The 23,943-nt window shown below is 37.2% G+C and carries 15 protein-coding genes and 4 tRNA genes; 7 read left to right on the top strand and 12 right to left on the bottom strand.

Annotated elements, in window-relative coordinates:
• Positions 1 to 100: 100 nt before the first annotated feature.
• The 4 genes from DV417_RS08480 to DV417_RS08495 form a co-directional block, all read right to left on the bottom strand.
• Positions 101 to 176, bottom strand: a tRNA-Thr gene (locus DV417_RS08480).
• Between the two features lie 3 nt (positions 177 to 179).
• Positions 180 to 254 (bottom strand) — tRNA-Gly (locus DV417_RS08485).
• A 42-nt stretch (positions 255 to 296) separates the two neighbouring features.
• A tRNA-Tyr gene (locus DV417_RS08490) sits at positions 297 to 381 on the bottom strand.
• A 29-nt stretch (positions 382 to 410) separates the two neighbouring features.
• A tRNA-Thr gene (locus tag DV417_RS08495) sits at positions 411 to 486 on the bottom strand.
• Between the two features lie 214 nt (positions 487 to 700).
• Between DV417_RS08495 and coaA the strand changes: the two genes are divergently transcribed.
• A complete protein-coding gene (gene coaA / locus DV417_RS08500; protein ID WP_118879373.1) occupies positions 701 to 1,636 on the top strand; it encodes a type I pantothenate kinase in 936 nt (311 codons plus the stop codon).
• Positions 1,637 to 2,023: 387 nt separating this feature from the next.
• On the opposite strand, the gene DV417_RS08505 is transcribed toward coaA, so the two are convergent.
• Together DV417_RS08505 and DV417_RS08510 are read right to left on the bottom strand one after the other, a co-directional pair.
• Complete coding sequence (locus DV417_RS08505; protein ID WP_118879374.1) at positions 2,024 to 3,682, bottom strand: ABC transporter ATP-binding protein; 1,659 nt, start codon at positions 3,680 to 3,682, stop codon at positions 2,024 to 2,026.
• On the bottom strand, positions 3,675 to 5,420 hold the full coding sequence (locus DV417_RS08510; RefSeq protein WP_118879375.1) for an ABC transporter ATP-binding protein/permease: 1,746 nt from the start codon (positions 5,418 to 5,420) through the stop codon (positions 3,675 to 3,677). The genes DV417_RS08505 and DV417_RS08510 overlap by 8 nt, the downstream gene beginning before the upstream one ends.
• 264 nt (positions 5,421 to 5,684) lie before the next feature.
• Here DV417_RS08510 and DV417_RS08515 point away from each other — a divergent pair, with 264 nt between their 5' ends.
• The gene (locus tag DV417_RS08515; RefSeq protein ID WP_192878576.1) at positions 5,685 to 8,759 is read left to right on the top strand and encodes a TonB-dependent hemoglobin/transferrin/lactoferrin family receptor; all 3,075 of its coding nucleotides are present in this window, start codon (positions 5,685 to 5,687) and stop codon (positions 8,757 to 8,759) included.
• A gap of 99 nt (positions 8,760 to 8,858) precedes the next feature.
• Positions 8,859 to 11,753, top strand: coding sequence for a TonB-dependent hemoglobin/transferrin/lactoferrin family receptor (locus DV417_RS08520; RefSeq protein WP_118879377.1), 2,895 nt, complete (start codon positions 8,859 to 8,861; stop codon positions 11,751 to 11,753).
• A 360-nt stretch (positions 11,754 to 12,113) separates the two neighbouring features.
• Here DV417_RS08520 and tpiA read toward each other — a convergent pair whose 3' ends face one another.
• Positions 12,114 to 12,905: a triose-phosphate isomerase gene (gene tpiA, locus DV417_RS08525; protein WP_065249271.1), complete on the bottom strand. Its 792-nt coding sequence runs from the start codon at positions 12,903 to 12,905 to the stop codon at positions 12,114 to 12,116.
• A 165-nt stretch (positions 12,906 to 13,070) separates the two neighbouring features.
• On the opposite strand from tpiA, the gene DV417_RS08530 reads away from it, so the two are divergent.
• Together DV417_RS08530 and xerC are read left to right on the top strand one after the other, a co-directional pair.
• Complete coding sequence (locus DV417_RS08530; RefSeq protein ID WP_118879378.1) at positions 13,071 to 13,505, top strand: GNAT family N-acetyltransferase; 435 nt, start codon at positions 13,071 to 13,073, stop codon at positions 13,503 to 13,505.
• The gene (gene xerC / locus DV417_RS08535) at positions 13,505 to 14,392 is read left to right on the top strand and encodes a tyrosine recombinase XerC (RefSeq protein WP_005644230.1); all 888 of its coding nucleotides are present in this window, start codon (positions 13,505 to 13,507) and stop codon (positions 14,390 to 14,392) included. The genes DV417_RS08530 and xerC overlap by 1 nt, the downstream gene beginning before the upstream one ends.
• A gap of 30 nt (positions 14,393 to 14,422) precedes the next feature.
• Here the strand turns inward: xerC and ygfZ are convergent, their stop codons facing one another.
• On the bottom strand, positions 14,423 to 15,265 hold the full coding sequence (ygfZ, locus tag DV417_RS08540) for a CAF17-like 4Fe-4S cluster assembly/insertion protein YgfZ (RefSeq protein ID WP_118879379.1): 843 nt from the start codon (positions 15,263 to 15,265) through the stop codon (positions 14,423 to 14,425).
• Positions 15,266 to 15,274: 9 nt separating this feature from the next.
• The gene (locus DV417_RS08545; protein ID WP_118879380.1) at positions 15,275 to 16,138 is read right to left on the bottom strand and encodes a YicC/YloC family endoribonuclease; all 864 of its coding nucleotides are present in this window, start codon (positions 16,136 to 16,138) and stop codon (positions 15,275 to 15,277) included.
• Positions 16,139 to 16,319: 181 nt separating this feature from the next.
• On the opposite strand from DV417_RS08545, the gene DV417_RS08550 reads away from it, so the two are divergent.
• Positions 16,320 to 17,522: an aromatic amino acid transporter gene (locus DV417_RS08550; RefSeq protein WP_118879381.1), complete on the top strand. Its 1,203-nt coding sequence runs from the start codon at positions 16,320 to 16,322 to the stop codon at positions 17,520 to 17,522.
• 108 nt (positions 17,523 to 17,630) lie between these two features.
• On the opposite strand, the gene DV417_RS08555 is transcribed toward DV417_RS08550, so the two are convergent.
• The 3 genes from DV417_RS08555 to DV417_RS08565 all read right to left on the bottom strand — a co-directional run bounded on the left by DV417_RS08555 (position 17,631) and on the right by DV417_RS08565 (position 21,126).
• A complete protein-coding gene (locus DV417_RS08555; RefSeq protein ID WP_118879382.1) occupies positions 17,631 to 18,182 on the bottom strand; it encodes a TIGR00645 family protein in 552 nt (183 codons plus the stop codon).
• A 145-nt stretch (positions 18,183 to 18,327) separates the two neighbouring features.
• Positions 18,328 to 19,914, bottom strand: a complete 1,587-nt coding sequence (locus DV417_RS08560) for a DNA recombination protein RmuC (RefSeq protein WP_118879383.1) — start codon at positions 19,912 to 19,914, stop codon at positions 18,328 to 18,330.
• An 81-nt stretch (positions 19,915 to 19,995) separates the two neighbouring features.
• Positions 19,996 to 21,126 carry a cytochrome-c peroxidase gene (locus DV417_RS08565; protein ID WP_118879384.1) on the bottom strand — a complete coding sequence of 377 codons (1,131 nt, stop codon included), beginning with the start codon at positions 21,124 to 21,126 and terminating at the stop codon, positions 19,996 to 19,998.
• A 388-nt stretch (positions 21,127 to 21,514) separates the two neighbouring features.
• On the opposite strand from DV417_RS08565, the gene DV417_RS08570 reads away from it, so the two are divergent.
• Positions 21,515 to 23,755, top strand: a complete 2,241-nt coding sequence (locus tag DV417_RS08570; protein WP_118879385.1) for a nitric-oxide reductase large subunit — start codon at positions 21,515 to 21,517, stop codon at positions 23,753 to 23,755.
• Positions 23,756 to 23,943 lie beyond the last annotated feature (188 nt).

The following is a 23,943-nucleotide window of genomic DNA, read 5'->3' on the forward strand; positions in this document are numbered from 1 at the left end:
TAAAGAGTCCCTCTAAATAGACACGGTTATCGATGGGTAAATAAAACCACATTAACCAATAAAATTGTTTATTCTAAATGAAGGAAAGAGAATTGAAGGATGGTGCTGATAGGCGGATTTGAACCGCCGACCTCACCCTTACCAAGGGTGCGCTCTACCAACTGAGCTATATCAGCGTCTGGAGCGGGCAGCGGGAATCGAACCCGCATCATTAGCTTGGAAGGCTAAGGTAATAGCCATTATACGATGCCCGCAAGTCCTAAATTCGTCTGTCCCATCAGGATTCATCTAAAAGATGGTGGAGGGAGAAGGATTCGAACCTTCGAAGGCTGAGCCAACAGATTTACAGTCTGCCCCCTTTGGCCGCTCGGGAACCCCTCCACGCTAAATGAATACTTGATACGAAAGAATGGTGCCGACTATCGGAATCGAACTGATGACCTACTGATTACAAGTCAGTTGCTCTACCTACTGAGCTAAGTCGGCGTGTCGTAAGCAAGTGAGGCGTATTATATGTAAAAAACTTTTCGTGACAAGTTTTTTTTCTAAAAAAATTATTTTTTTTGCGCGTTCGTTTAAATCACAAGCAAAAATGTGAATTTTTAACCAAATCTTATTAAATTTACTGAAAAATAAATGCGAACATGCCGGTTATAGAGTATATTTTTCTTCGTTTATTTAGCTATCAAATAAAATTATTGTGGAATTTTCAACTCAGCAAACACCTTTTTTAAGCTTTAATCGTGAACAGTGGGCGGAATTACGTAAATCCGTTCCATTAAAATTGACAGAACAGGATCTCAAACCACTGTTAGGTTTTAATGAAGACCTTTCATTAGATGAAGTAAGTACGATTTATCTACCGTTAACTCGTCTTATTAACTATTACATTGATGAAAATTTACATCGCCAAACGGTACTACATCGTTTTTTAGGCAGAAATAATGCCAAAACACCTTACATAATTAGTATTGCTGGCAGTGTTGCTGTTGGGAAAAGCACTTCTGCACGTATTCTACAATCTCTACTTTCTCATTGGCCAACTGAAAGAAAGGTTGATCTCATCACAACAGATGGGTTTCTTTATCCATTAGACAAACTTAAACAAGAGAATCTTTTACAAAAGAAAGGTTTTCCCGTTTCTTATGACACACCTAAACTCATTCGCTTTTTAGCGGATGTAAAATCAGGTAAAAGCAATGTTACAGCACCAATCTATTCTCATTTAACATACGATATTATTCCCGATGAATTTGATGTGGTAGATAAACCCGATATTCTCATTTTAGAAGGATTAAATGTTCTTCAAACAGGCAATAACAAAACAAATCAAACCTTTGTGTCAGATTTTGTTGATTTCTCTATTTATGTCGATGCAGAAGAAAAATTACTGAAAGAATGGTACATTAAACGCTTTTTAAAATTCCGAGAAAGTGCATTTAATGATCCTAATTCTTACTTTAAACATTACGCAAGTTTATCAAAAGAAGAGGCCATTGCGACGGCAAGTAAAATTTGGGATGAAATTAACGGGTTAAATCTCAATCAAAACATTCTCCCAACCCGTGAACGAGCAAATTTAATTCTAAAAAAAGGTGAAAATCATCAGGTAGAGTTAGTTAAATTGAGAAAATAGATTAAAAGTGCGGTAAAAATAAAAAGTCTACACTATTTACTAAAGGACGGATGATAATATTGTTTTGAAGACAGTCCTTTTAATATTAGTTAAATTCCAGCCTATATTTTATTGTCCAAGGAAACGTACCATTGCTGCATTATCCAAATAGTTTCCTTCTTAGACATGCTTTGATTCAACAAGGATTCGACGATAAGCTAGCTATCTTAGACTAAATGTAAAATGTTCCCACGGGATTTATGTTTTGTTCTTTTTTTTTACCTAACAATAGTTCAAACATAATTCCCCAAAAAGTTAATATCAATAGCAATATTCAGCTATTTAAAATATCAGCCTCTTCTAACAAAAAATCGCACCTTTAACAGTGCGATTTTTTCTTATATTAATTTAGGACATTCTGCCGTTTTCTATACCAATAACCTGATCACAAATTGCCATTGTGGATTGGCGGTGGCTAACAAGAATAATCAATTTTTCTGCTTTCACGTTCAACAATGATTTCAAAATCATTGCTTCGTTTAAGCTATCCAAATTGCTAGTCGGTTCATCAAGCAAAATAATCGGCGCATTGTGTAAGAAGGCACGGGCAATACCAATACGTTGTTTTTCACCATCAGACAAATTACCACCCAATTCTGTCATTTTCGTTTGATAACCTTGTGGCAAACTTAAAATGAAATCATGAATTGACGCTTTCTTCGCTGCTTCCATAATTTCTTCTAGCGTTGCATCACGGCGCGCAAGGCGAATATTTTCCTCAATAGTTTCGTTGAAAATATAGGTTTGCTGGGTAATGTACGCCATATTGTCTCGCAAGCTACGGGTGTTGATGTTCGGTAAGGTTTCGCCGTTAATTTTAATGCTGCCTGATTTTGGATCGTAAAAACGCATAAGCAATTTCAACAAGGTGCTTTTACCGCTGCCACTTCTGCCGTGAATCCCTAAGATTTCACCTTTTTTCACAGACAAGCTGACATCCGATAAAATTTGTTCTTCGCCGTAAGCGAAGTTTACATTCTCAACATCAATGAGAGAAACCTCTTTCAAATCGACCGCACTTTCTACATCTTTTAACTCTGGTTCTTCTGCTAGCAAGCTTAATACTCGCTCACCTGAAGCCAAGGTTTGTAATAAGTTGCTTGAAAGGTTACTTAAGGCGATAACTGGCCCGTAACTCGACATCAATAAAATTACGCCGATTAAAAAGGCTGAAAAATCAATTTTATCTAAGCTAAATAAAATTAAGCCAGTAAACAGCATAATAATGTTGAAAACGGATACTGCCACTTCAGTATAAACACGCACTTTTGCTTCTTGATCTTTGATGCGCTCAAAAGCCGTATCGATTTTTTGGCTGCGTTGTTGAATTTCATCTAAACGTTGTTTCGCATAGCCGAAAAGCTGAATTTCTTTCATACCACGCACGCTGTCGAGGAAGAAGTCATTCATTTCGCCCACTAATTCACGATAGCGTCTGCCATCTTCACGCGCCAATTTGGTGGTGATAATCGGTAAAATTACACCCACTGTTAAATACGCCGCCAATGCCACAAGCACAAACCAGCCTGAAAGATGAGCAAAGACCAACAATAAAATCGCAGAAGTAAAGAACGCAATCATAATCGGTGCAATAGTGTGCGCATAGAACACTTCGAGCAATTCGATATCGTTAGTCACCAAAGACACTAATTGTCCTGCTTGTTTATCTTGCAACTTCACAAAAGCTAGGCGACGCAAAGAAGAAAACACTTTGTCACGCAATAATGCCAATAATTTAAAAGCAATATAGTGCCCAGACATTTGCTCTAAATAACGCAATGCGCCACGAGCCACCGCTAATACGATAAGTGCGGTCAAAATTCCGGAAAAACTTAAATGGGTGTCAAAGTTAAGAAGATTCACTAACCCCATCGCACCCAGCACCATAATAAAGATGGCAGCCAGAAAACCGAGCGTTCCCATCGTGATGGTAAACGCCATAATGTGCGCCAGAGGAGTCACTAATTTCAACAAATGCCCCATCACAACAAAACCATTTTTACGCATTTGCCACCTCTCTAATTTGTTCTAAATCTTTTTGTTGTTGGAACATTTCAGCATACGCACCTTGTTTTGCCATTAAGCTTTCGTGAGTGCCTTGCTCAATCAATTTGCCTTGGTCAAGTACGTTAATACAGTCGGCATTTACCGCATTTGCCAATCGGTGAGAAATCATCACAATGGTTTTTTGTTGTTTAAATTGCTGAATAAACTGCAAAATAATTTCTTCGCTTTCCACATCAATGTTACTGGTCGCTTCATCAAAAATGTAAAGCTCGGCATTGTGTAATAAAGCACGCGCTAAGGCTAAACGTTGGATTTGACCGCCAGATAAATTCGCGCCACGGCTTAATAATTGCATATCTAATCCGCCATTTTCACGTACAAATTGGGCAAGATTCACTTGTTCTAAACAAGCATAAATTTGCTCGTCATTGGCATCAATTTTCGCCATCGTCATATTTTCACGCAGCGAGCCTTTAAACACGTAGCTGCTATGGCTCACCAACGATACTTTTTGATAGAAAGAAGTGCGGTCTATTTCTGAGGCGTTTTGTCCATTAAACAAAATCTCACCTTGTTGCGCTTTATTAAAGCCCATCAACAAGGAAACTAAGGTTGATTTACCGCAACCACTTTTACCCACAAACACAGAAAGTTGATTTGGTTGAATCGTTAAAGTTAAACCTTGAATTGCCGGTTTTTCTGCAGAATACGCAAAATGTAAATCTTTAATTTCCACTTGAACGTTATTTTTTGCTTCAAAATCCACCGCACTTTGTTGGGTTTCCACTGGCGTATCAAGTAATGTGAAAATCTTATCTGAAGCCGCTTTACCATTCATCGCCACATGGAAGAATGAACCAAGCAAACGAAGCGGAATAAAGAACTCGGAGGAAAGTAGAATAAATAAAATCACGCCTAAGACACTGAGTTGTGCATCTTGGAATTGCAATAATGCGGTTAAAATCCCAATTGCTGCGCCACCATAAGCGAGTAAATCCATAAGAGAAACCGAGTTAAGCTGCATAGTAAGCACTTTCATGGTAATTTTGCGGAAATGCTCAGCCTCTTTATCCATCTCTTTCGCTTTATAAGCATCATCTTGATAGATTTTTAACGTGATTAAACCTTGTAAGTTATCTAAAAAGCTGCTGCCTAATCCCACATAAATCGACCAATATTTTGCCAAGAGTTTTTTCGCAATTTTATTCACCGCAATAATAGACATAGGGATAAGCGGCACGCAAATTAATAAAATAATGGCTGTTTTAAAGCTGAAAAAAATCAGGAAAGCAAAGAGGGTAAGCGGTGCAAGCAAGCTATAAAAAAGCTGCGGCAAATAACGCCCAAAGTAGATTTCAAGCTGTTCTACCCCTTCTGATGCCACTTGGATAATGCTTGAAGTGGATTGTTGATTCACTTGATTAAGCGGCATAGAAGCTAATTTACGATAGATAAGGCTACGCAATTCATGCTTCACTTTTGTGCTGGCAAAATAAGACGCCTGTACTGATTTTTTACCCGCAAAAGCACGCAGTGCCAATGCCGCAATTAAAATCACACCTAAACCCACCGCACTTGACATCGTCAACTCTTTAAAATAAGCGGCTTGTAAAATATAAGAAAACACGACGGCACTAATAATCCCGCCAACTAACGCCACCCAATTCCACAACACCGTGACGCCAATCCATTTTTTGCTATCGGCCACCGTGTTAATTAGGCGTTTATCTATCATCATAATGACTGCTCCTAAAAAAGAAGTACGCAATCAATGCGCACTTTTCATTTAATGGTGAAAATTAAAACGATTGCGCATACTTTCTAACATGAACAATCGATGGCTTGTATTATAGAGAACAAGCGCATTTAAATATAGGGCATAATGAGAATAATTTTTATTGTTTGATTTTAATCAAAAACAGAATTTTCTGATTGTGAGAAAATACTTTTTCTTATAACATGCTTGATAATCATTATTATTTACCTTTTCATGGAGTTAAACATGACTAATTTTAGATTAAATCTGCTTGCGTATTCCGTTATGCTTGGGCTGACAACAGGAGCTGTTTACGCCAACGAACCTGAACAACTGCAGGAAATTAATGTTTCAGGGAATACAGAAACAATAAATGTGAAAGAAAAAAAAGTTGGTGAAACCCAAATCACGGCTAAAAAATTATCTAAACAACAGGCTTCAGATTCTCGAGATTTAGTACGTTATGAAACGGGTATTAGTGTTGTTGAAACAGGAAGAACAGGAGCAAGTGGTTATGCTGTTCGAGGAGTTGATGAAAACCGTGTAGGTATTATGGTTGATGGACTTCGTCAAGCTGAAACCTTAAGTTCACAAGCATTTAAAGAGCTATTTGAAGGCTATGGAAATTTTAATAATACTCGTAATGATGTAGAAATAGAGAATGTAAAAACAGCGACTATTACCAAAGGTGCTGACTCTTTAAAATCTGGTAGTGGAGCATTGGGTGGTTCGGTTATCTTTGATACAAAAGATGCTAGAGATTATCTAATAGGAAAAGATCATTACTTTAGCGTTAAACGTGCTACTCAAAGTATGAATAGTCAAGATACGGTGTCTCTTACTGCAGCTGGCCGATATAAAGGATTTGATGCATTAATTGTTCATACTGAACGTAATAGCAATGAAATGAAGAATTATGGTTATGAAAGTTATGATGATAAGGTTGTCGGAATTAAAAGAGAAAAAACAGATCCTTATTCCATTTCCCGTAATAGTACTTTAGTGAAATTAGGGTTTGAACCAACAGAAAATCATCGATTTAGTGTAGCTGTTGATAAATCAACATTAAAAACTGATGGACAAGATTTATCTTATTCATTACGCCCTAGTTCTTATGTTAATACTGAAACCAGTCAAGGGGAACGCCTTATTCACGATAAATCTAAACGAGAAAATATCCAATTTTCTTATGAAAACTTTACACAAACTCCATTTTGGGATCACTTTAAATTAACTTATTCATCTCAAAAAATTAAAAATAAAGCTCGCAGTGATGAATATTGTAACAATACAAATTGTATTGATGTTGATAATAAGCAAGGATTGAAATTAGATAGTTCTGATGGAACTTATAAAATAAAAGATAAATGGGGGGGATATATCACTGGGAAAGGAGTTGTAGATGGTTGGAGTACTGAATCTGAATACACAGATTCCCACGGTAATAAGATTAGTGGTTTTGATTATCGTGAAGTGAGTACAGAACATTTGCTATTAGACTGTAGTAAATTAGATTGTTCAAAAAAATATCAAGTTTTTATTAAAAATGATGAGAACTATACTGAAAAATATTTATTTGAGCCTAGAGATATCCAAACTAAGTCTATAAATGGGAAAACATATGGTTACATTCCGACAAAATCAATTTCAAACTCATGGGGTGGCGTTCAGTCAGAAGAAGCCTTTTACGTATTACCCCATAGTCGAGGATATAGTAATAACTACTACAATGATCGTGATTTAAATACAAATACAAAACAATTGAACTTTGATTTTGATAAGTCATTTTCTTTAGGTAAAACTAACCATTCAGTGCAATATGGTGGACTATATTCTGAAACAGAAAAAAATATGGTTAATAAAGAGGGATATAAAGGAGCTAATGTTCAATGGTGGGCGGATAATTTCATATGCAATGAGCCTATTTCTGGAACATTCCCAGTTCAATATACTCCATATCCAAATAAATGGCCTGGTTGCCAACTTAAAGAAAGTGCTGCAGGAAGCTCTAGTTACCTAATCCCTGTTAAAACTAAAAACCATGCATTTTATTTAGGTGATAATTTTACAGTAACAAATTGGCTTGGTTTTGATTTAAATTATAGATATGACAATGTCAGACATTTACCGCATTATCGCTTAGGACAAGATCCTGAAATTCCACGTGGATTATTAGCTGGTACAATGATCCCTATTCCAGATAGTGCATTAACTGGAGGCAATGGCTGGTATAATTATAATCATGCCGATTATATAAAAAATGTACAAGACAATTTAAATGCAATTCAAAAATCAACAGCATTTAAGCACCATTCCTATAATTTAGGATTAAACTTGGATCCAACAGATTGGTTAAGAATACAGCTTAAATATTCTAATGGTTTTAGAGCGCCAACGCCTGATGAAATGTATATAACATTTAAACATCCTCAATTTTCACTTTTACCAAATACTAATTTAAAAGAAGAAAAAGCTAAAACAAAAGAAATCGCCTTTACTTTTTATAGAGAACGTAGTTATTTCACTACTAATTTATTCCAAACCGATTATAAGAATTTTATTGATTTGGCATATTTAGGTGAACGTCCAATTGATCAAAGTAAATCGTCTTATTATCCATTCTATCAGAGTTTGAATCGTGATAAGGCAAAAGTAAACGGAATTGAAATTTCTACTCACCTAGAAATAGGAGACCTTATTGAAAAATTAGAAGGATTCCATTTGGGTTATAAGTTGACTTATCAAAAAGGTCGAATAAAAGATGGTAAACCATTAGAGGGATATAAAAAATTATTAGAACATAACCCTAAATATATGAATATGGCCTTGCAAGACCAGCCAATGAACGCTTTGCAACCGACCACATCCGTATACAATTTAGGTTATGATTCACCTAATAAAATATGGGGATTAGATTTTTATATTACCGACGTCTCAGCCAAAAAGGCAAAAGACAGCTTTAACCCTCAATGGCAAAGCATGATTGAACGTCAAGCAGAAAATATTAATACTGGTGCAATTGAAACAGTGCCAGCAAGAACAGTAAATGGTAACGAAAAAGTTATTGATAGAAGAGCATTATGGCGTAATAAACATTATACAGTGATAGATGCCATTGCTTACTGGAAACCAATTAAAAACCTTACATTTACAGCTGGTGTTTATAATTTAACAAATCAAAAATATCTTACTTGGGAATCGGCCCGATCCATTAGAACTATCGGTACAATCAACCGAATAGATACTGAAACAGGTATAGGTTTAAATCGTTTTTACGCACCAGGTAGAAATTATAGAGCATCTATTCAATTAGAATTTTAGGTGTACTCTTAAACCGCACATAATAATAGTAGTGATAGTAAATGTGCGGTTAATTTAAATACATAATTTAATTTACATATTATCTTTAACGAGGAAAAAATGACCAATTTTAGATTAAATCTGCTTGCGTATTCCGTTATGCTTGGCCTGACGGCAAGTGTTGCTTATGCTAATGAACCAACACAACAGCAGCTTGAGGAAATTAATGTATCTGGTTCTACCGAACATAGTGATCCGAAAACACCTCCCAAAATTGCCGAAACTGTAAAAACAGCGAAAAGCTTAGAAAAACAGCAGGCTCAAAATATCAAAGATATCGTTAAATATGAAACAGGTATCACTGTTGTTGAAGCTGGGCGTTTTGGTAACAGTGGTTTTACCATTCGTGGCGTTGATGAAAATCGAGTTTCTATTAATATTGATGGATTAGCGCAAGCTGAAACATTATCTTCTCAAGGCTTTAAAGAGCTTTTTGAAGGTTATGGTAACTTCAACAACACTCGTAATGGTGCAGAAATTGAAACATTAAAAGAAGTAAATATTACCAAGGGGGCTGATTCTATTAAGAATGGTAGTGGTTCCTTAGGTGGATCTGTAATTTATAAAACAAAAGATGCGAGGGATTATCTCCTTAACAAGGACTATTATGTAAGCTACAAAACGGGATACGCTACGGAAAATAATCAATCATTCAATACCCTTACTCTTGCTGGACGTTATAAAAAGTTCGATGCCTTAGTGGTTGCAACAAGAAGAAATGGGCATGAACTTGAAAACTATGATTATAAAAATGCGGATAGTCTCGTCCAAGGTAAACGTAGAGAAAAAGCAGACCCATACAAAATTGAGCAAGACAGTACATTATTAAAATTATCTTTTAATCCTACTGAAAACCATCGTTTTACGGCATCAGCTGATTTATATGAACATCGTTCTCGTGGGCAAGATTTATCCTATACACTAAAATATCAACGTAGTGGTAATGAAACCCCTGAAGTTGAATCTAGACATACAAATGATAAAACTCAACGAAGTAATTTCTCATTTTCTTACGAAAATTTTTCAACGAACTTATTTTGGGATACGTTAAAAATTACTTTTTCAAAACAAAAAATAAAAACTAGAGCAAGAACTGACGAATACTGTGATGGTAGTAATTGTCTTGAAACAGCCAATCCACATGGAATAAAGCTTCAAGATGGAAAAATTACTCGACGAGATGGAACCGATATCGAATTAAAAAATAAAGACACCTATATTGATACAGATAATTCTGAAAAAACTAACGGTTTTACTCTAAAAAGAGGAGATGAATATTGGTTTGATTGCTCCCTTTATGATTGCACGAAACCAATGACTTATTGGAAAGCTGTAGGTTGGTCTGGAGCTGTTCAAAAAATGCCTTTGATGTTAGATAAAAAATTTGAACAGAATGGAAAAACTTTCGCTAAATCATCTCAAGCGAATTATAGTTATAGTGTTGTAGTACCAAGTAAAGGCTATTTAGAACGTTTGTGGCAGGAAAGAGATCTTGATACCAATACCCAGCAAACTAACTTGGATCTAACAAAATCGTTTACAAAATTGAATACTGAGCATAATCTCCAATATGGTGTTTCGTATAATAAAACAACGAAGCAAATGGTAAATAGAGCGGGTAATGATGCTCATGATGTAAAATGGTGGGCTGAACGTACTCTAGGCCTTACAACAGACTGGTACACATTAAAAGAAACTCCAGAAACCTGTGAAGGATCATCTACCTATAATGCCTTTCTTTGCCCTCGAGTTGATCCAGAGTATTCATTCTTATTACCAGTGACAACGACAGGTAAATCAGCTTATTTCTTTGATAATATCATTATCAATGATTATTTATCATTTGATTTAGGATATCGTTATGACAACATTGGTTATAAACCACATTACATAGCTGGTTCAACGCCAAAATTACCAGACGATATAGTAAAAGGATTATATATTCCATTACCTAAAGGCGAGGAAATTTCGTGGAATCCAGGTCATTATTATGATCCAACAGAAGAGCAAATTAAACAAAATGCAATTGATAACATAAATTATATTGCAAGCCAAAAGAAAAAATATAAAGCGCATTCTTATAGTTTTGTTTCAACGATTGATCCAACAAATTATCTTCGTTTACAACTTAGATACTCTAAAGGTTTTAGAGCACCAACTTCAGATGAAATGTATTTCACTTTTAAACATCCAGATTTTACTATTCTGCCAAATACTGATTTAAAACCAGAAATAGCAAAAACAAAAGAAATCGCATTAACTTTACATCATGATGATTGGGGATTTATCTCTACAAGTATATTTAAAACTAACTATAAAAACTTTATCGACCTAATATTTAAAGGAGAAAAAGATTTTAAAGTAGGCACAGGAGGAGGTAGCTCATTACCATTTTCTCTTTATCAAAATATAAATAGAGATAATGCGTCTGTAAAAGGTATTGAAATTAATTCAAAACTATTCCTTGGTAAGATGGCAAAATTTATGAATGGGTTTAACTTAAGCTATAAATATACCTATCAAAAAGGAAGAATGAATGGCAATATTCCTATGAATGCAATTCAGCCTAAAACGATGGTGTATGGACTAGGATATGATCATCCAGATCATAAATTTGGTTTCGATTTCTATACAACACATGTAGCAAGTAAAAATCCACAAGATACTTATAATATCTATGCTAAAGAACGTGGTGAAAGTGATACAACCATAAAATGGCGTAGTAAATCTTATACAATCCTTGATTTTATTGGATATGTTCAACCAATTAAAAACTTAACCATAAGAGCTGGTGTATACAATCTTACAAATCGTAAATACATCACCTGGGAGTCTGCTCGTTCAATTCGTTCATTTGGAACAAGTAATGTTATAGAACAATCAACAGGCTTAGGTATAAACCGTTTCTATGCGCCTGGACGAAACTATAGAATGTCAGTTCAATTTGAATTCTAATTGTATCTAAAAGCACAAAAGTGCGGAGAAAATAATCTGCACCTCAAAAGTTGGACTAAATTACCAATAATTGAGGGGCAGATTTTATTATAGTCAGATAGTGTAGCTATAAAAATATTCGCTAATGAAGCAATGGAAAGTTTCTTTGAACGATTAAAACGGGATGTTTTATGGCTGGCTATTTAACCGTAGAGAGAAGATAGTTGATATAGTAAGGGATTATTTGGTGGGGGAATTATCGATGAATTCAACTGAAATTAAAAGGACTGAGTCTAATACAATATGCTCGTCAGTCCTTAAGTAAATAATCTAGGTTTTTGGGCGCGGCTGATTTTTACCGCACTTTTAATTAACTGAAAATTAATTTTTTGCTGCTGCCGCTGCTTTTACAATTACAGCAAATGCTGGGGCTTTTAATGATGCGCCACCTACTAATGCGCCATCGATGTCTGGCTGAGTAAATAATTCAGCTGCATTTGCATCATTTACAGAACCGCCGTATTGGATAATTACTTGGTCTGCCACGGCTTGAGATTTGGCAGCGATGTGACCGCGGATAAATGCGTGAACAGCTTGAGCTTGTGCTGGAGTCGCAGATTTACCAGTACCAATCGCCCAGATTGGTTCGTATGCGATCACTGCACCGTTAAATGCTTCAACGCCTAATGCGTTGATCACCGCATCAATTTGACGCGCACACACTTCTTCTGTTTTGCCTGCTTCGTTTTCAGCTTCAGTTTCACCGATACATAATACTGGTACTAAACCAGCTTCTTTTAATGCACCAAATTTTTTCGCCACAAATTCATCACTTTCTTTGTGGTAAGTACGACGCTCAGAGTGGCCAATAATGATATATTTTGCACCGAAATCTTTTAACATTTCGCTAGAAATATCACCAGTAAATGCACCTTTCACATTGATATCTACGTTTTGTGCACCTAATTGAACCACACTTTTACCGCCACAGCTGCAACCACAACCAGAAAGTGCTGCTTCAGCCGTACCTAAATACATAACGGGGGGGGCAATTGCTACATCACAACCTGTTACATCATGTAATTCTGCTTTTAATCCCTCGATTAATTCTTTGGTGAACGCTTTGGAACCGTTTAATTTCCAGTTACCCATAACTAAAGGACGACGTGCCATTTTTGTTTCTCCATAGTTGATAAAATTAACTTGCTTACTATACCAAAATTTCTCCACGATTCTTTGCAGAAGATCATAAAATTAAAAAAATTCTCATAGAAAGATGATTATCTTGTGCTAAAAAGCTACAATTACCTGTATGGAACCAATAAAAAATAACCAATTATGAAACTTTTCAAAGCTGAACAATGGAATATTGACGTGCTTCTTCCTCTTTTTGAAGCCTATCGCCAAGCCTATGGACAAGCAGAGAATCCAGAACGCACCTTGGCTTTTTTAACTAATCGTATGCGTTTTAATGAAAGCCTGTTTTTTATTGCGGTGGACGAAAATGAAAAGGCTATCGGCTTTGTGCAGCTTTTTCCTCGCCTTTCTTCTTTACAATTACAACGCTATTGGCAAATCACCGATATTTTTGTGTTGGAACATGCTCAACAAACAGAAATTTATGCGGCGTTGATTTCTAAAGCAAAAGACTTTGTGCATTTCACTCAATCTAATCGTTTAGTGGCGGAATTAGCGCAAAATCAATATTCAATGTTGGAATTGGAAGGGTTTAAATTAAACCCGAAAGAACGTTTATTTGAATTGAGTCTGTAATGCTAACAGCGTTAAATCGTTATTGGGATTATTTGCGGATTGAACGCCAAATGAGCCCTCACACGCTCACCAATTATCAACATCAACTTGATGCCATCATTAAAATCTTAGCGCAACAAGATATTCACGCTTGGGCACAAGTGACTCCCAGCGTGGTGCGCTTTATTTTGGCGGAAAGCAAAAAACAAGGCTTAAAAGAAAAAAGCTTGGCTTTGCGTTTATCCGCATTGCGTCGATTTCTCAGTTTTTTGGTGCAACAAGGCGAATTGAAAGTAAATCCCGCCACTGGCATTTCTGCACCGAAACAAGGCAAGCATTTACCGAAAAATATGGATGGCGAGCAAGTTCAACAATTGCTTGCCAACGATAGCAAAGAGCCGATTGATATTCGTGATCGTGCGATTTTGGAATTAATGTATAGTTCGGGTTTACGTTTATCTGAATTACAAGGTTTAGATTTAAACAGCATTAATACCCGTGTGCGGGAAGTACGCGTTATCGGGAAAGGCAACAAAGAGCGTGTAGTGCCGTTTGGGCGTTATGCGTCGCATGCCATTCAAGAATGGTTAAAAGTGCGGGCATTATTTAACCCAAAAGATGAGGCGTTATTTGTTAGCCAGCTTGGAAATCGTATTTCTCATCGAGCCATTCAAAAACGTTTGGAAACTTGGGGGATTCGTCAAGGATTAAATAGCCATCTTAATCCGCACAAATTACGCCATTCTTTTGCGACGCATATGTTGGAAGCCAGTTCTGATTTACGCGCCGTGCAAGAATTGCTTGGGCATAGCAACCTTTCCACCACACAAATTTATACTCACTTAAATTTTCAACATCTGGCAGAAGTGTACGATCAGGCTCATCCAAGAGCGAAACGTAAGAAATAACAAGCCGCAGGTAAAACCTGCGGATTGTTATTATTCGGTAATCGAATAAGGTAATTGCTCTCGCTCTAACAGTATTTCACTATTCGGCAATCTAAATTGTTGTTCCGAATCAATGTCGTTATTCATCACAACTTGCAACCATAAAACACCGTCTAAATTGACCGCACTTGTAATCGTGCCTGTTTTTCGCCAATTAGATTCAATCTGCATTTCGATTTCACTGCCAATTTCCGCTTCCTGCTGAGTTTGTGCTTTAAAGACAAACATTGCGCGTTTGTTTGCACCACGATATTTCGCACGTGCCACAGTTTCTTGCCCAATATAACAACCTTTGGTAAAAGAAATGGCTTGCTCAATAGCCTGTAAATTTAGGGCTTGTGGGATAAATTCATTTTGCGTTTGCGGACTTAAATTTGGCAATCCCGCTTGAATATCGGCTACATCCCAAATTTTTTCATCACCATTAAAATTCACGGGCAATTCGGTTTCATTCAATAAAATTGAACGTTGCCCATCAATTTCCCATGAAAAGTGCGGTGTAATTTTTCCACATTTTTCACCTATCACGCCAATGATTTGCCAATCACGTAAATCAAAACTCACTTTGGAAAATACCGCATATTTTTTCAAGGCATCCAGCCCGCTTGGCAATAGTTCTTTCTTAATCAGCAAAAAGAATTGTTCACTACTTACCTTAAACAAACGATAAATTGCATTCATTTTACCTTTCGGATCGCAGTGAGTAGTAAGTGTCGTTGACCCACTAGCTAATCGCACAACATCCGTGGTTAACTGCCCTTGCAAATATTTTTCTGCATCCGCACCATGTGCCTCAATCAGTTGATATTGAGTAAGAGAAATAAATTGAGACATTCTGCTTTCCTATTCTAAATTCTGGATTTGCTCACGCATTTGTTCAATAAGCACTTTTAGCTCAACCGCAGAAGCCGTGATATCGGCATTAATGGATTTGGACGCAAGGGTATTGGATTCACGATTCAATTCTTGCATCATAAAATCTAATTTACGACCAACTGCACCGCCTTTTTTCAAAATATTCGTGGTTTCTTTCACGTGCATTTGTAAACGATCGAGCTCTTCCGCCACATCAACGCGTTGAGCGAGTAAAATCATTTCTTGTTCCACACGTTGAGGGTCAAGATTAATTTGAGCATCTTCAAAACGTTGCAATAAACGTTCACGTTGCCATTGTAAAACTGCCGGCATTTGTGACCGCACTTTATCCGCTTCCACGGCAATCGCATCTAAGCGTTGTTGAATAATATCGTTCAGTTTTTCGCCTTCACGACCACGCATTGCAATAAAATCTGTCAGTAAATCATCAAAAGCTGTCAACAAATCTTGACTAATCGCATCTAAGTCTTGCTCTTGCGCTTCCACCACACCGGGATAACGCAACACGTCCGTCAAATTAATTTCACCTTCTCCAGCTTGAGTTTTAATCCATTGCAAAGATTGAATCACTTGATTCGCAAGCTCTTTATTTAAATTCAATTCACCATTTGTTTGTTTTTTTGTTTCAATGCGCAAAGAACATTCAATTTTACCGCGAGTAAGACTTTGACGAAGTTTCTCACGCAACGTGTTTTCTAATCCTCGGAATTGCTCTGGCAAACGGAAAAAGTTTTCTAAATAACGTTGGTTAACGGAACGAATTTCCCATACTGCATCGCCCCAATCCTTTTTCACTTCAAGGCGTGCAAAAGCGGTCATACTGTAAATCATAAGCTCTCCTATTTTTAGTTTTGTCTTAGTTGATTCGCTAAGTATTTTAACGAGATGAACACAGAAAGGGAAAAGAAAAGTGCGGTAAATAATAAAGATATTTTGTATTCTGTTGTTTACATACTGTAAATCTTAAAATACAATCACCGTAAATTTATTATTACACAATAAGGAAGCAAACATGAACAAAACTGTAGGCAGCACACTTCTCGTTGCCGGTACGATGATTGGAGCGGGAATGTTGGCTATGCCACTCACATCGGCAGGCATTGGCTTTGGCTTTACTCTTGTTTTACTTTTAGGGCTTTGGGCGTTACTCACATTTACCGCACTTTTATTCGTAGAACTCTACCAAACCGCAGAAAGCGACGCGGGCATCGGTACACTTGCAGAACAATATTTTGGTAAAGCAGGACGCATTATTGCTACGGCAGTGCTAATTATTTTCTTATACGCATTAATTGCCGCTTATATCAGCGGTGGCGGTTCATTACTAAAAGATTTATTACCAGAAAGTTTTGGCGATAAAGTCAGCATCTTATTATTCACCGTGATTTTCGGTTCATTTATCGTCATCGGCACACATAGCGTAGATAAAATTAATCGCGTGTTATTTTTTGTGATGCTTGCTGCCTTTGCCGTGGTGTTAAGCTTAATGTTGCCAGAAATCAAATTTGATAACTTAATGGCGACGCCAATTGATAACGCTTTAATTATCTCTGCAAGCCCTGTCTTTTTCACGGCATTTGGTTTCCACGGCTCGATTCCAAGTTTAAATAAATACTTAGACGGCAACGTAAAAGCATTACGCATTTCTATTTTGGCGGGTTCAGCAATTACCCTTTGCGCCTATATTTTGTGGCAAATGTCGACGCACGGCTTGCTCACACAAAATGAGTTCTTACAAATCTTAAAAGAAGATGCCACCTTAAATGGCTTAGTAAAAGCAACGCTTGCTATCACTGGCAGTAACATGATCGCAGGTGCGGTAAAATTATTCTCAACTTTGGCGCTGGTTACTTCTTTCTTAGGTGTAGGGCTTGGCTTGTTGGAATGTATCGAAGATTTATTAAAACGATCTTTTAATATTTCCGCAGGGCGCATCTCACTTGGCTTAATGACGTTCATTCCACCTCTCGTCTTTGCGCTTTTCTATCCTGAAGGTTTTATTTTAGCGCTAGGCTACGCAGGCCAAATGTTTGCATTCTATGCCGTAGTATTGCCAGTTAGCCTCGTTTGGAAAGCCCGTCGAACTCACACCGATTTGCCATACAAAGTATGGGGAGGAAATCTAACTTTAATTATCGTATTGGTATTAGGCGTAATCATTACATCTATTCCATTTGCGATTCGTGCGGGTTACTTGCCATTTGTTGTGGGTTAAAAAACGAGGAAAAAACCTACCGCACTTCTTGATCTACATAAAGCAAAACGCCGTTCAATAATGAACGGCGTTTTATATTTAATTATGGCGTTAAAGTGCGGTAAATTTTTAATGCGTTTTATGGCTTGTGCTATACAAAATTTTGTCCGTATAAGCCAAAGCAATTGCCGACACCAAAAAGCCTAAATGCAAAAATAACTGCCACATCATGGTTTTTTCTGGTGTATTGTTTGCGTTCACAAAGGTTTGCAACATATGGATAGATGAAATGCCGATAATAGACATAGAAAGTTTAACCTTCAATACCGTCGCATTTACATGGCTCATCCATTCAGGCTGATCGGGGTGATTACGCGTACGCAATTTGGATACAAAAATTTCATAGCCACCGATAGTCACCATCACAAGCAAGTTTGCGATCATCACGACATCAATCAAATTCAACACACCCAACATAATCGTGTTGGAATCCATCTCATTAACATTAATCACCAATGCCCATAAGCCTTTAATAAACTTATAAGAGTAGATCGCAAGAGTGACAATCAAACCCAAATAGATCGGCACTTGCAACCAGCGACTAGCAAAAATTATTTTCGCGATAATATTCGATTGTTCGTTATATTTCGCATAAGGATCAACAGGTTTGTTCTCTTCCATTCGATTTTATTCCTAAATTAAATAGTGGGTTAAATAAACAAAAAACCGCAAGAAAATAGCAGTTTTTTTGAAAATAGCAATAAGGAAATTGAGTTATTCTTATTTTATTTATATGTCAGATAAAATCGCGAGGTAATCCTATTTTTTATTCATTTCTCTGCTCTAATGTCGTCAACCTAGCCAAATCCAGTTGATTATTCAATAACTCCACTTCTGGCATCGTTTTATTCGCTTTTGAGGAAAGGGTTTTAAACCGTTCTACTTTGCCAACTAAACCTTGTTGGCCAACAAGTGCGGTGACTGTGCTGTTGTATTGGTTGCTGACGGTGGAAAGCGTATTACCAAGCTTACTTAAACGTTCTGCGACTAAGCAAATTTGGTTATAAATCTCACCCGCTTTTTCAGCGATTTCTTTTGCCTCGGCATTACCGCGTTCGATGCGCCAGAGGTTTGCTACGGTTCGTAAAATCGGCATTAAGGTGGTGTGAGAAACCATAATGACATTACGTTCATAACCGTAATTAAATAAAGTAGGATCGGATTTTAAAGCCTCAATATACGCAGGTTCCACCGCAATAAACATAAGAACAAAATTCGGACTGCGCATGCCAATAAGATTGCTATAATCTTTCTTATGCAGATCATTAATATGACTTTTCAATGCGGATATATGTTCTTTTAGTAAACGCTCACGTTCAAAAACATCGTCAGAATTCACGGCACTTTCGTAAGCCACTAACGACATTTTGCTGTCGATAATTAAGTGTTTTTCATCAGGTAGATTCAACACAAAATCAGGGTAATTACGTCCGCCTTGTTCATCTTTAAAATGTGCTTGAGCACGGTAATGCACATTTTCTTCAAGTCCAGCCAGTTGCAAAGCTCGTTCTAATTGCACTTCGCCCCAGTTGCCTAACGTTTTCTTTTCGCCTTTCAGTGCAGAAGTTAAATTACTCGCCTCTTGCGACATATTCAGACCGATTTCCAGCACTTTTTTGATTTCAGCTTCCAATCCTGCATTACCTTTAACGGATTCGGAGTGAATTTCATTGACACGTTTTTGAAAACCTTCAATTTGCTCACGGAAAGGCTTGAGCAATGTTTCCAAGGCAGTTTGATTTGATTGACTAAATGATAGACTTTTTTCATCTAAAATCCGATTGGCTAGATTTTGAAATTCCACACCCAACTGCTGCTTAGATTGTTCAAAGTTCTGTTGTTGCTCTGAAAAATGTTTTTCTTTCTCTGCTAACGTTGTTTTTAATCCTGTTAACTCTTGGGAAAGTGCGGTCAATTTTTCAGTTAAATGTTGTTGCTCCTGTTCTTTACGAGATAGCTGGCTTTGGCTATGTTGCAACTGGGCATTTAAACTTTCCGCTTGCGCAGAAGCGATTCCGAAGCGTTCTTTTAATGCAGTAATTTGCTCCGCGATGGCGGAATGGCGAGATTGTTCTTCATCCAGTTCTTGAGTGAGATAATGAATTTTTTCATCACGCTCATTGAGTCGAACTAACAAGCCTTGGCTTTCTGTTTGAGCTTTGATGGTTTGCTGCTCTAGCTGATTTTTGATGCTGCTAAGTTCATCAAATTTACTAGCAAGTTGATTATAATCTTGAGTCGTTTTCGATAATTCTTGATGAAGATGTGTATATTTTTGCTGGCGCAGAATAAGCAATAAAATCAATAGAACAACTATTGCTAATAAGCTAAAAAGCCACAAATTCTCTGACATATATCCCCCCTTAAAATGATGCTATAAATTGTAACATAGAAATGTGACTTAAATTTTAGCTTTAAGTACGGTGAAATTATCTTACTCGCCACCCTTATCATAGGCGGCATCAGTCAGCGTTTTCAAAAACGCTTCCAGCGCATCAATTTCTGCATCAGTAAGCGGCTTACCTTTAAGATCGCTATGGCTTATCGTTGGCGCATATTCTGCAGCCGCCCAAGGTTTACCCGTTTCAGGATTTATCTTACGCTCAGGATTATTATGGCTATCTAAAAATAATAATACAGTACGCAGCTCTTTAAATACGCCGTTATGCATATAAGGTGCGGTAACGGCTACATTACGCAATGTCGGCACTTTAAATTTGCCTTTTTGAGCGATATCACCTTTCACCATTGGATTATCTAACAATCCATTATCCACCCAATCTTCGCCTAATTTATTGTGTGCAATCAGTACCTCATTTTTCGGCACGCCGAGATTGAAATAACGATAATTTGTAAAAGTTTCTTCACTATGATCTTTTTCATTCAGCTGATGACAATTACTACAGGTTGTTTTTTCTTTATCAAAAAATAACGCCTTGCCTAATGCCTCTTGCTCAGTAAATTTATCTTGCCCTGCCAAAGTGCGGTCATATTTAGAACTGAATTGAGCAAACAAATCTAATTGCTGAAATGCAGCAAGTGCCTGTTCCATAATGGCATAAATTTTCTCATCATCTTGCCAAATCTCCTCGCCCCAATGCTTGGTAATGTAGTCTTTCACTGCCTGATTTTCGGCAATACGTTTTACCACACTGGCTTTGTCTTTCATGCCCATTTCAACAGGATTGAGAGGAGGCCCCCCCGCCTGCTCAGCTAAATGTTTTGCTCGACCATCCCAGAATTGGCCGCCAACATAATCCTTAATTTTTTCATCGAAATGAAAATCAGGGGAATATTTTGCATAAATTGCAGTTGGTGTATTGCGATTACCAAATTTTGTCGGATCATCACCTTGTGAAACCATTTTACCTATATCATTTTCGCGCAAATCCGCAAAAGCAGCTGCAGGCATATGGCAAGTAGAGCAACTCTGTGTTTTATTGTGAGAAAGTGATTTATCAAAAAAGAAAGCCTGACCTAATCCAAGCAATGCGGGATTTATGGGTTCTTCTTGAGCGAAACAAAAAATAGGTAAGGCAAATAATGACAAGAAATATTTTTTCATTCTAACTCCATGGGTATAAAAAATAACTGCACTTAGTCAAAGTAAATCTACTATTATAAATTTAGACTGTACATAAATTAACTTAAACATTGATATCTTACACCAAACTCAAATTTTTAAACCTTTTCTTACATACTTAAATTAACTACTACTTCTAGTAGAAAGGCAATACTTTTGGGAATTGAAAAACTGTTAAAACATTTTTTAGCTGAGCTTTTTTGATGATATCAATCAAAATAACCTACCAATTTAGTCAATTACTTTGTTTGAGGTATTATTCTAGCAATTAAATACCCGATATAATTAGTCAGGTATTTTGCTTTGTGTAAAATATTTACCTATGATTTTAAATAGGAAGTTAATTTTTCAATAACCTAGGAGTGATAAAATGGGACAGTATAAAAAGTTCTGGTACCTATTAGTCGCCGTATTGATTGGAGCCTTCTCCATTCTCGGTTACTATGGGTTTGAAGTTTATCGTGAAGCACCACCAATTCCGCAACAATATGTTTCTGAATCAGGTGAAAAAGTGATTACTCACGATGAAATTTTACATGGTCAAACAGCTTGGCAAACTACTGGCGGTATGCAAGTGGGTTCTGTTTGGGGGCACGGTGCATATCAAGCACCAGACTGGACGGCAGATTGGCTTCACCGTGAATTAACTAATTGGTTGGACATTACAGCGAATCAAGAGTTTAGTAAAAACTTTGCAGATTTAAATGATGAACAACAAACTTTATTAAAAGCGCGTTTAACCAAAGAATATCGCGGCAGCAAAGTTGAAAACGGCACCGTTGTGCTTTCTAACACCCGTTTAGCGGCAATGGAAAAAACTGCACAATACTACATTTCTTTATACGGCGATGATCCTGCCACTAAAGTCACTCGTGAACACTTCGCCATGAAGGATAATACCCTTCCTGACTTACAAGCGCGTAAAGACTTAACAAAATTCTTCTTCTGGACAGCATGGACTGCTTCAGCTGAACGCCCAAATACAAATGCAAGCTATACCAATAACTGGCCACATGAACCATTAATCAATAATGTGCCAACACCAGAAAACGTGATTTGGTCAATTGCGAGCGTGGTATTCCTAATTGCAGGTATTGGTTTTGTGGTATGGATTTGGTCATTCAAAAAACGTGAAGATGAAAAAGAACCACCAACACCTGAGTTCGATCCACTTACAAAGTTACAACTTACCCCCTCTCAACGCGCATTAGGCAAATATCTCTTTACTGTGCTTGCATTATTCTTACTGCAAGTGAACTTAGGGGCGATTGTTGCTCACTATACCGTTGAAGGTCAAGAATTCTACGGTATTGATATTTCCCAATATTTTCCTTATTCATTAATACGTACTTGGCATATTCAATCAGCCTTATTCTGGATTGCGATGGCCTTCCTTGCTGGTGGTTTATTCCTTGCACCAATCATTAATGGCGGTAAAGATCCAAAATTCCAGAAATTAGGCGTAGATATTCTATACTGGGCATTAGTAGTATTAGTAATAGGTTCATTCACTGGTAGCTACTTAGCGATTGCTCATATTCTTCCTGAAGAATGGAGCTTCATGTTCGGTCACCAAGGTTACGAATTCATTGACTTAGGTCGTTTCTGGCAAGCGGTGAAATTTGCAGGTATCTTATTCTGGTTAGTCTTAATGCTTCGCGGTACAGTGAACGCATTCAAACAACCGGGTGATAAAAACTTATTAGCGTTATTCTTCGCTTCTGTTATTGCAATCGGCTTATTCTATGGCCCTGCATTATTCTACGGCGAGCATACTCACATTTCTGTGATGGAATACTGGCGCTGGTGGGTAGTTCACCTATGGGTAGAAGGCTTCTTTGAAGTGTTCTCTGTAGCGGCGCTTTCATTCATCTTCGTAAGTTTAGGTTTAGTTTCACGTCGTACTGCGACGGTGGCAACCATTACTGAAGCAGCGTTATTCTTAATCGGCGGTATTCCTGGTACGTTCCACCACCTATACTTCGCAGGTGCAACCACACCAATTATCGCAGTAGGTGCGTCATTCTCAGCACTTGAAGTGGTTCCATTAGTGTTATTAGGTCATGAAGCTTGGGAACACTGGGCGATGCAACAAAAAACACCTTGGATGGACCGTTTAAAATGGCCTCTTTACTGCTTCGTAGCTGTCGCATTCTGGAATATGTTAGGTGCAGGTGTATTTGGTTTCTTAATAAATCCACCAATTTCACTCTACTATGTTCAAGGCTTGAACACGACTGCTGTTCACGCGCATGCGGCATTATTCGGTGTGTATGGTTTCTTAGCATTAGGTTTCGTATTCTTAATTGCTCGTTATTTACGTCCGGATACACCATTTAACGATAAGTTAATGAAATGGGGCTTCTGGTTACTAAACGGTGGTTTAGTACTGATGATCGTATCAAGCTTACTACCTATCGGTGTTATCCAAGGATATGCAAGTATCTCTGAAGGTTTATGGTATGCACGTAGTGAAGAATTTATGCAACAACCATTATTCGATACCTTACGTTGGGTTCGTTTAGGTGGTGATGTGGTATTCATCTTCGGTGCACTAGCCTTCTTCTGGCAAATCTTTACGATGATTTTCTTCAGACCTAAACATACTTAGTTAGGTTATCCCCAAAAGCGACTTATGTGAAAGTAAGTCGCTTTTTTATTCTTATCTACCATATCTTATATATAAGCTTACAACGCTTTTTATATAAAATTAGCATTAATATTAGATAAACATTAAAAATATTAGAGGCTGAAGTAGATTAGCAATTATGTTAATCTGCTTCAGCCCCTTAAATAATA

The organism is Haemophilus haemolyticus, assembly GCF_003490935.1.
GTDB lineage: Bacteria > Pseudomonadota > Gammaproteobacteria > Enterobacterales > Pasteurellaceae > Haemophilus > Haemophilus haemolyticus_M.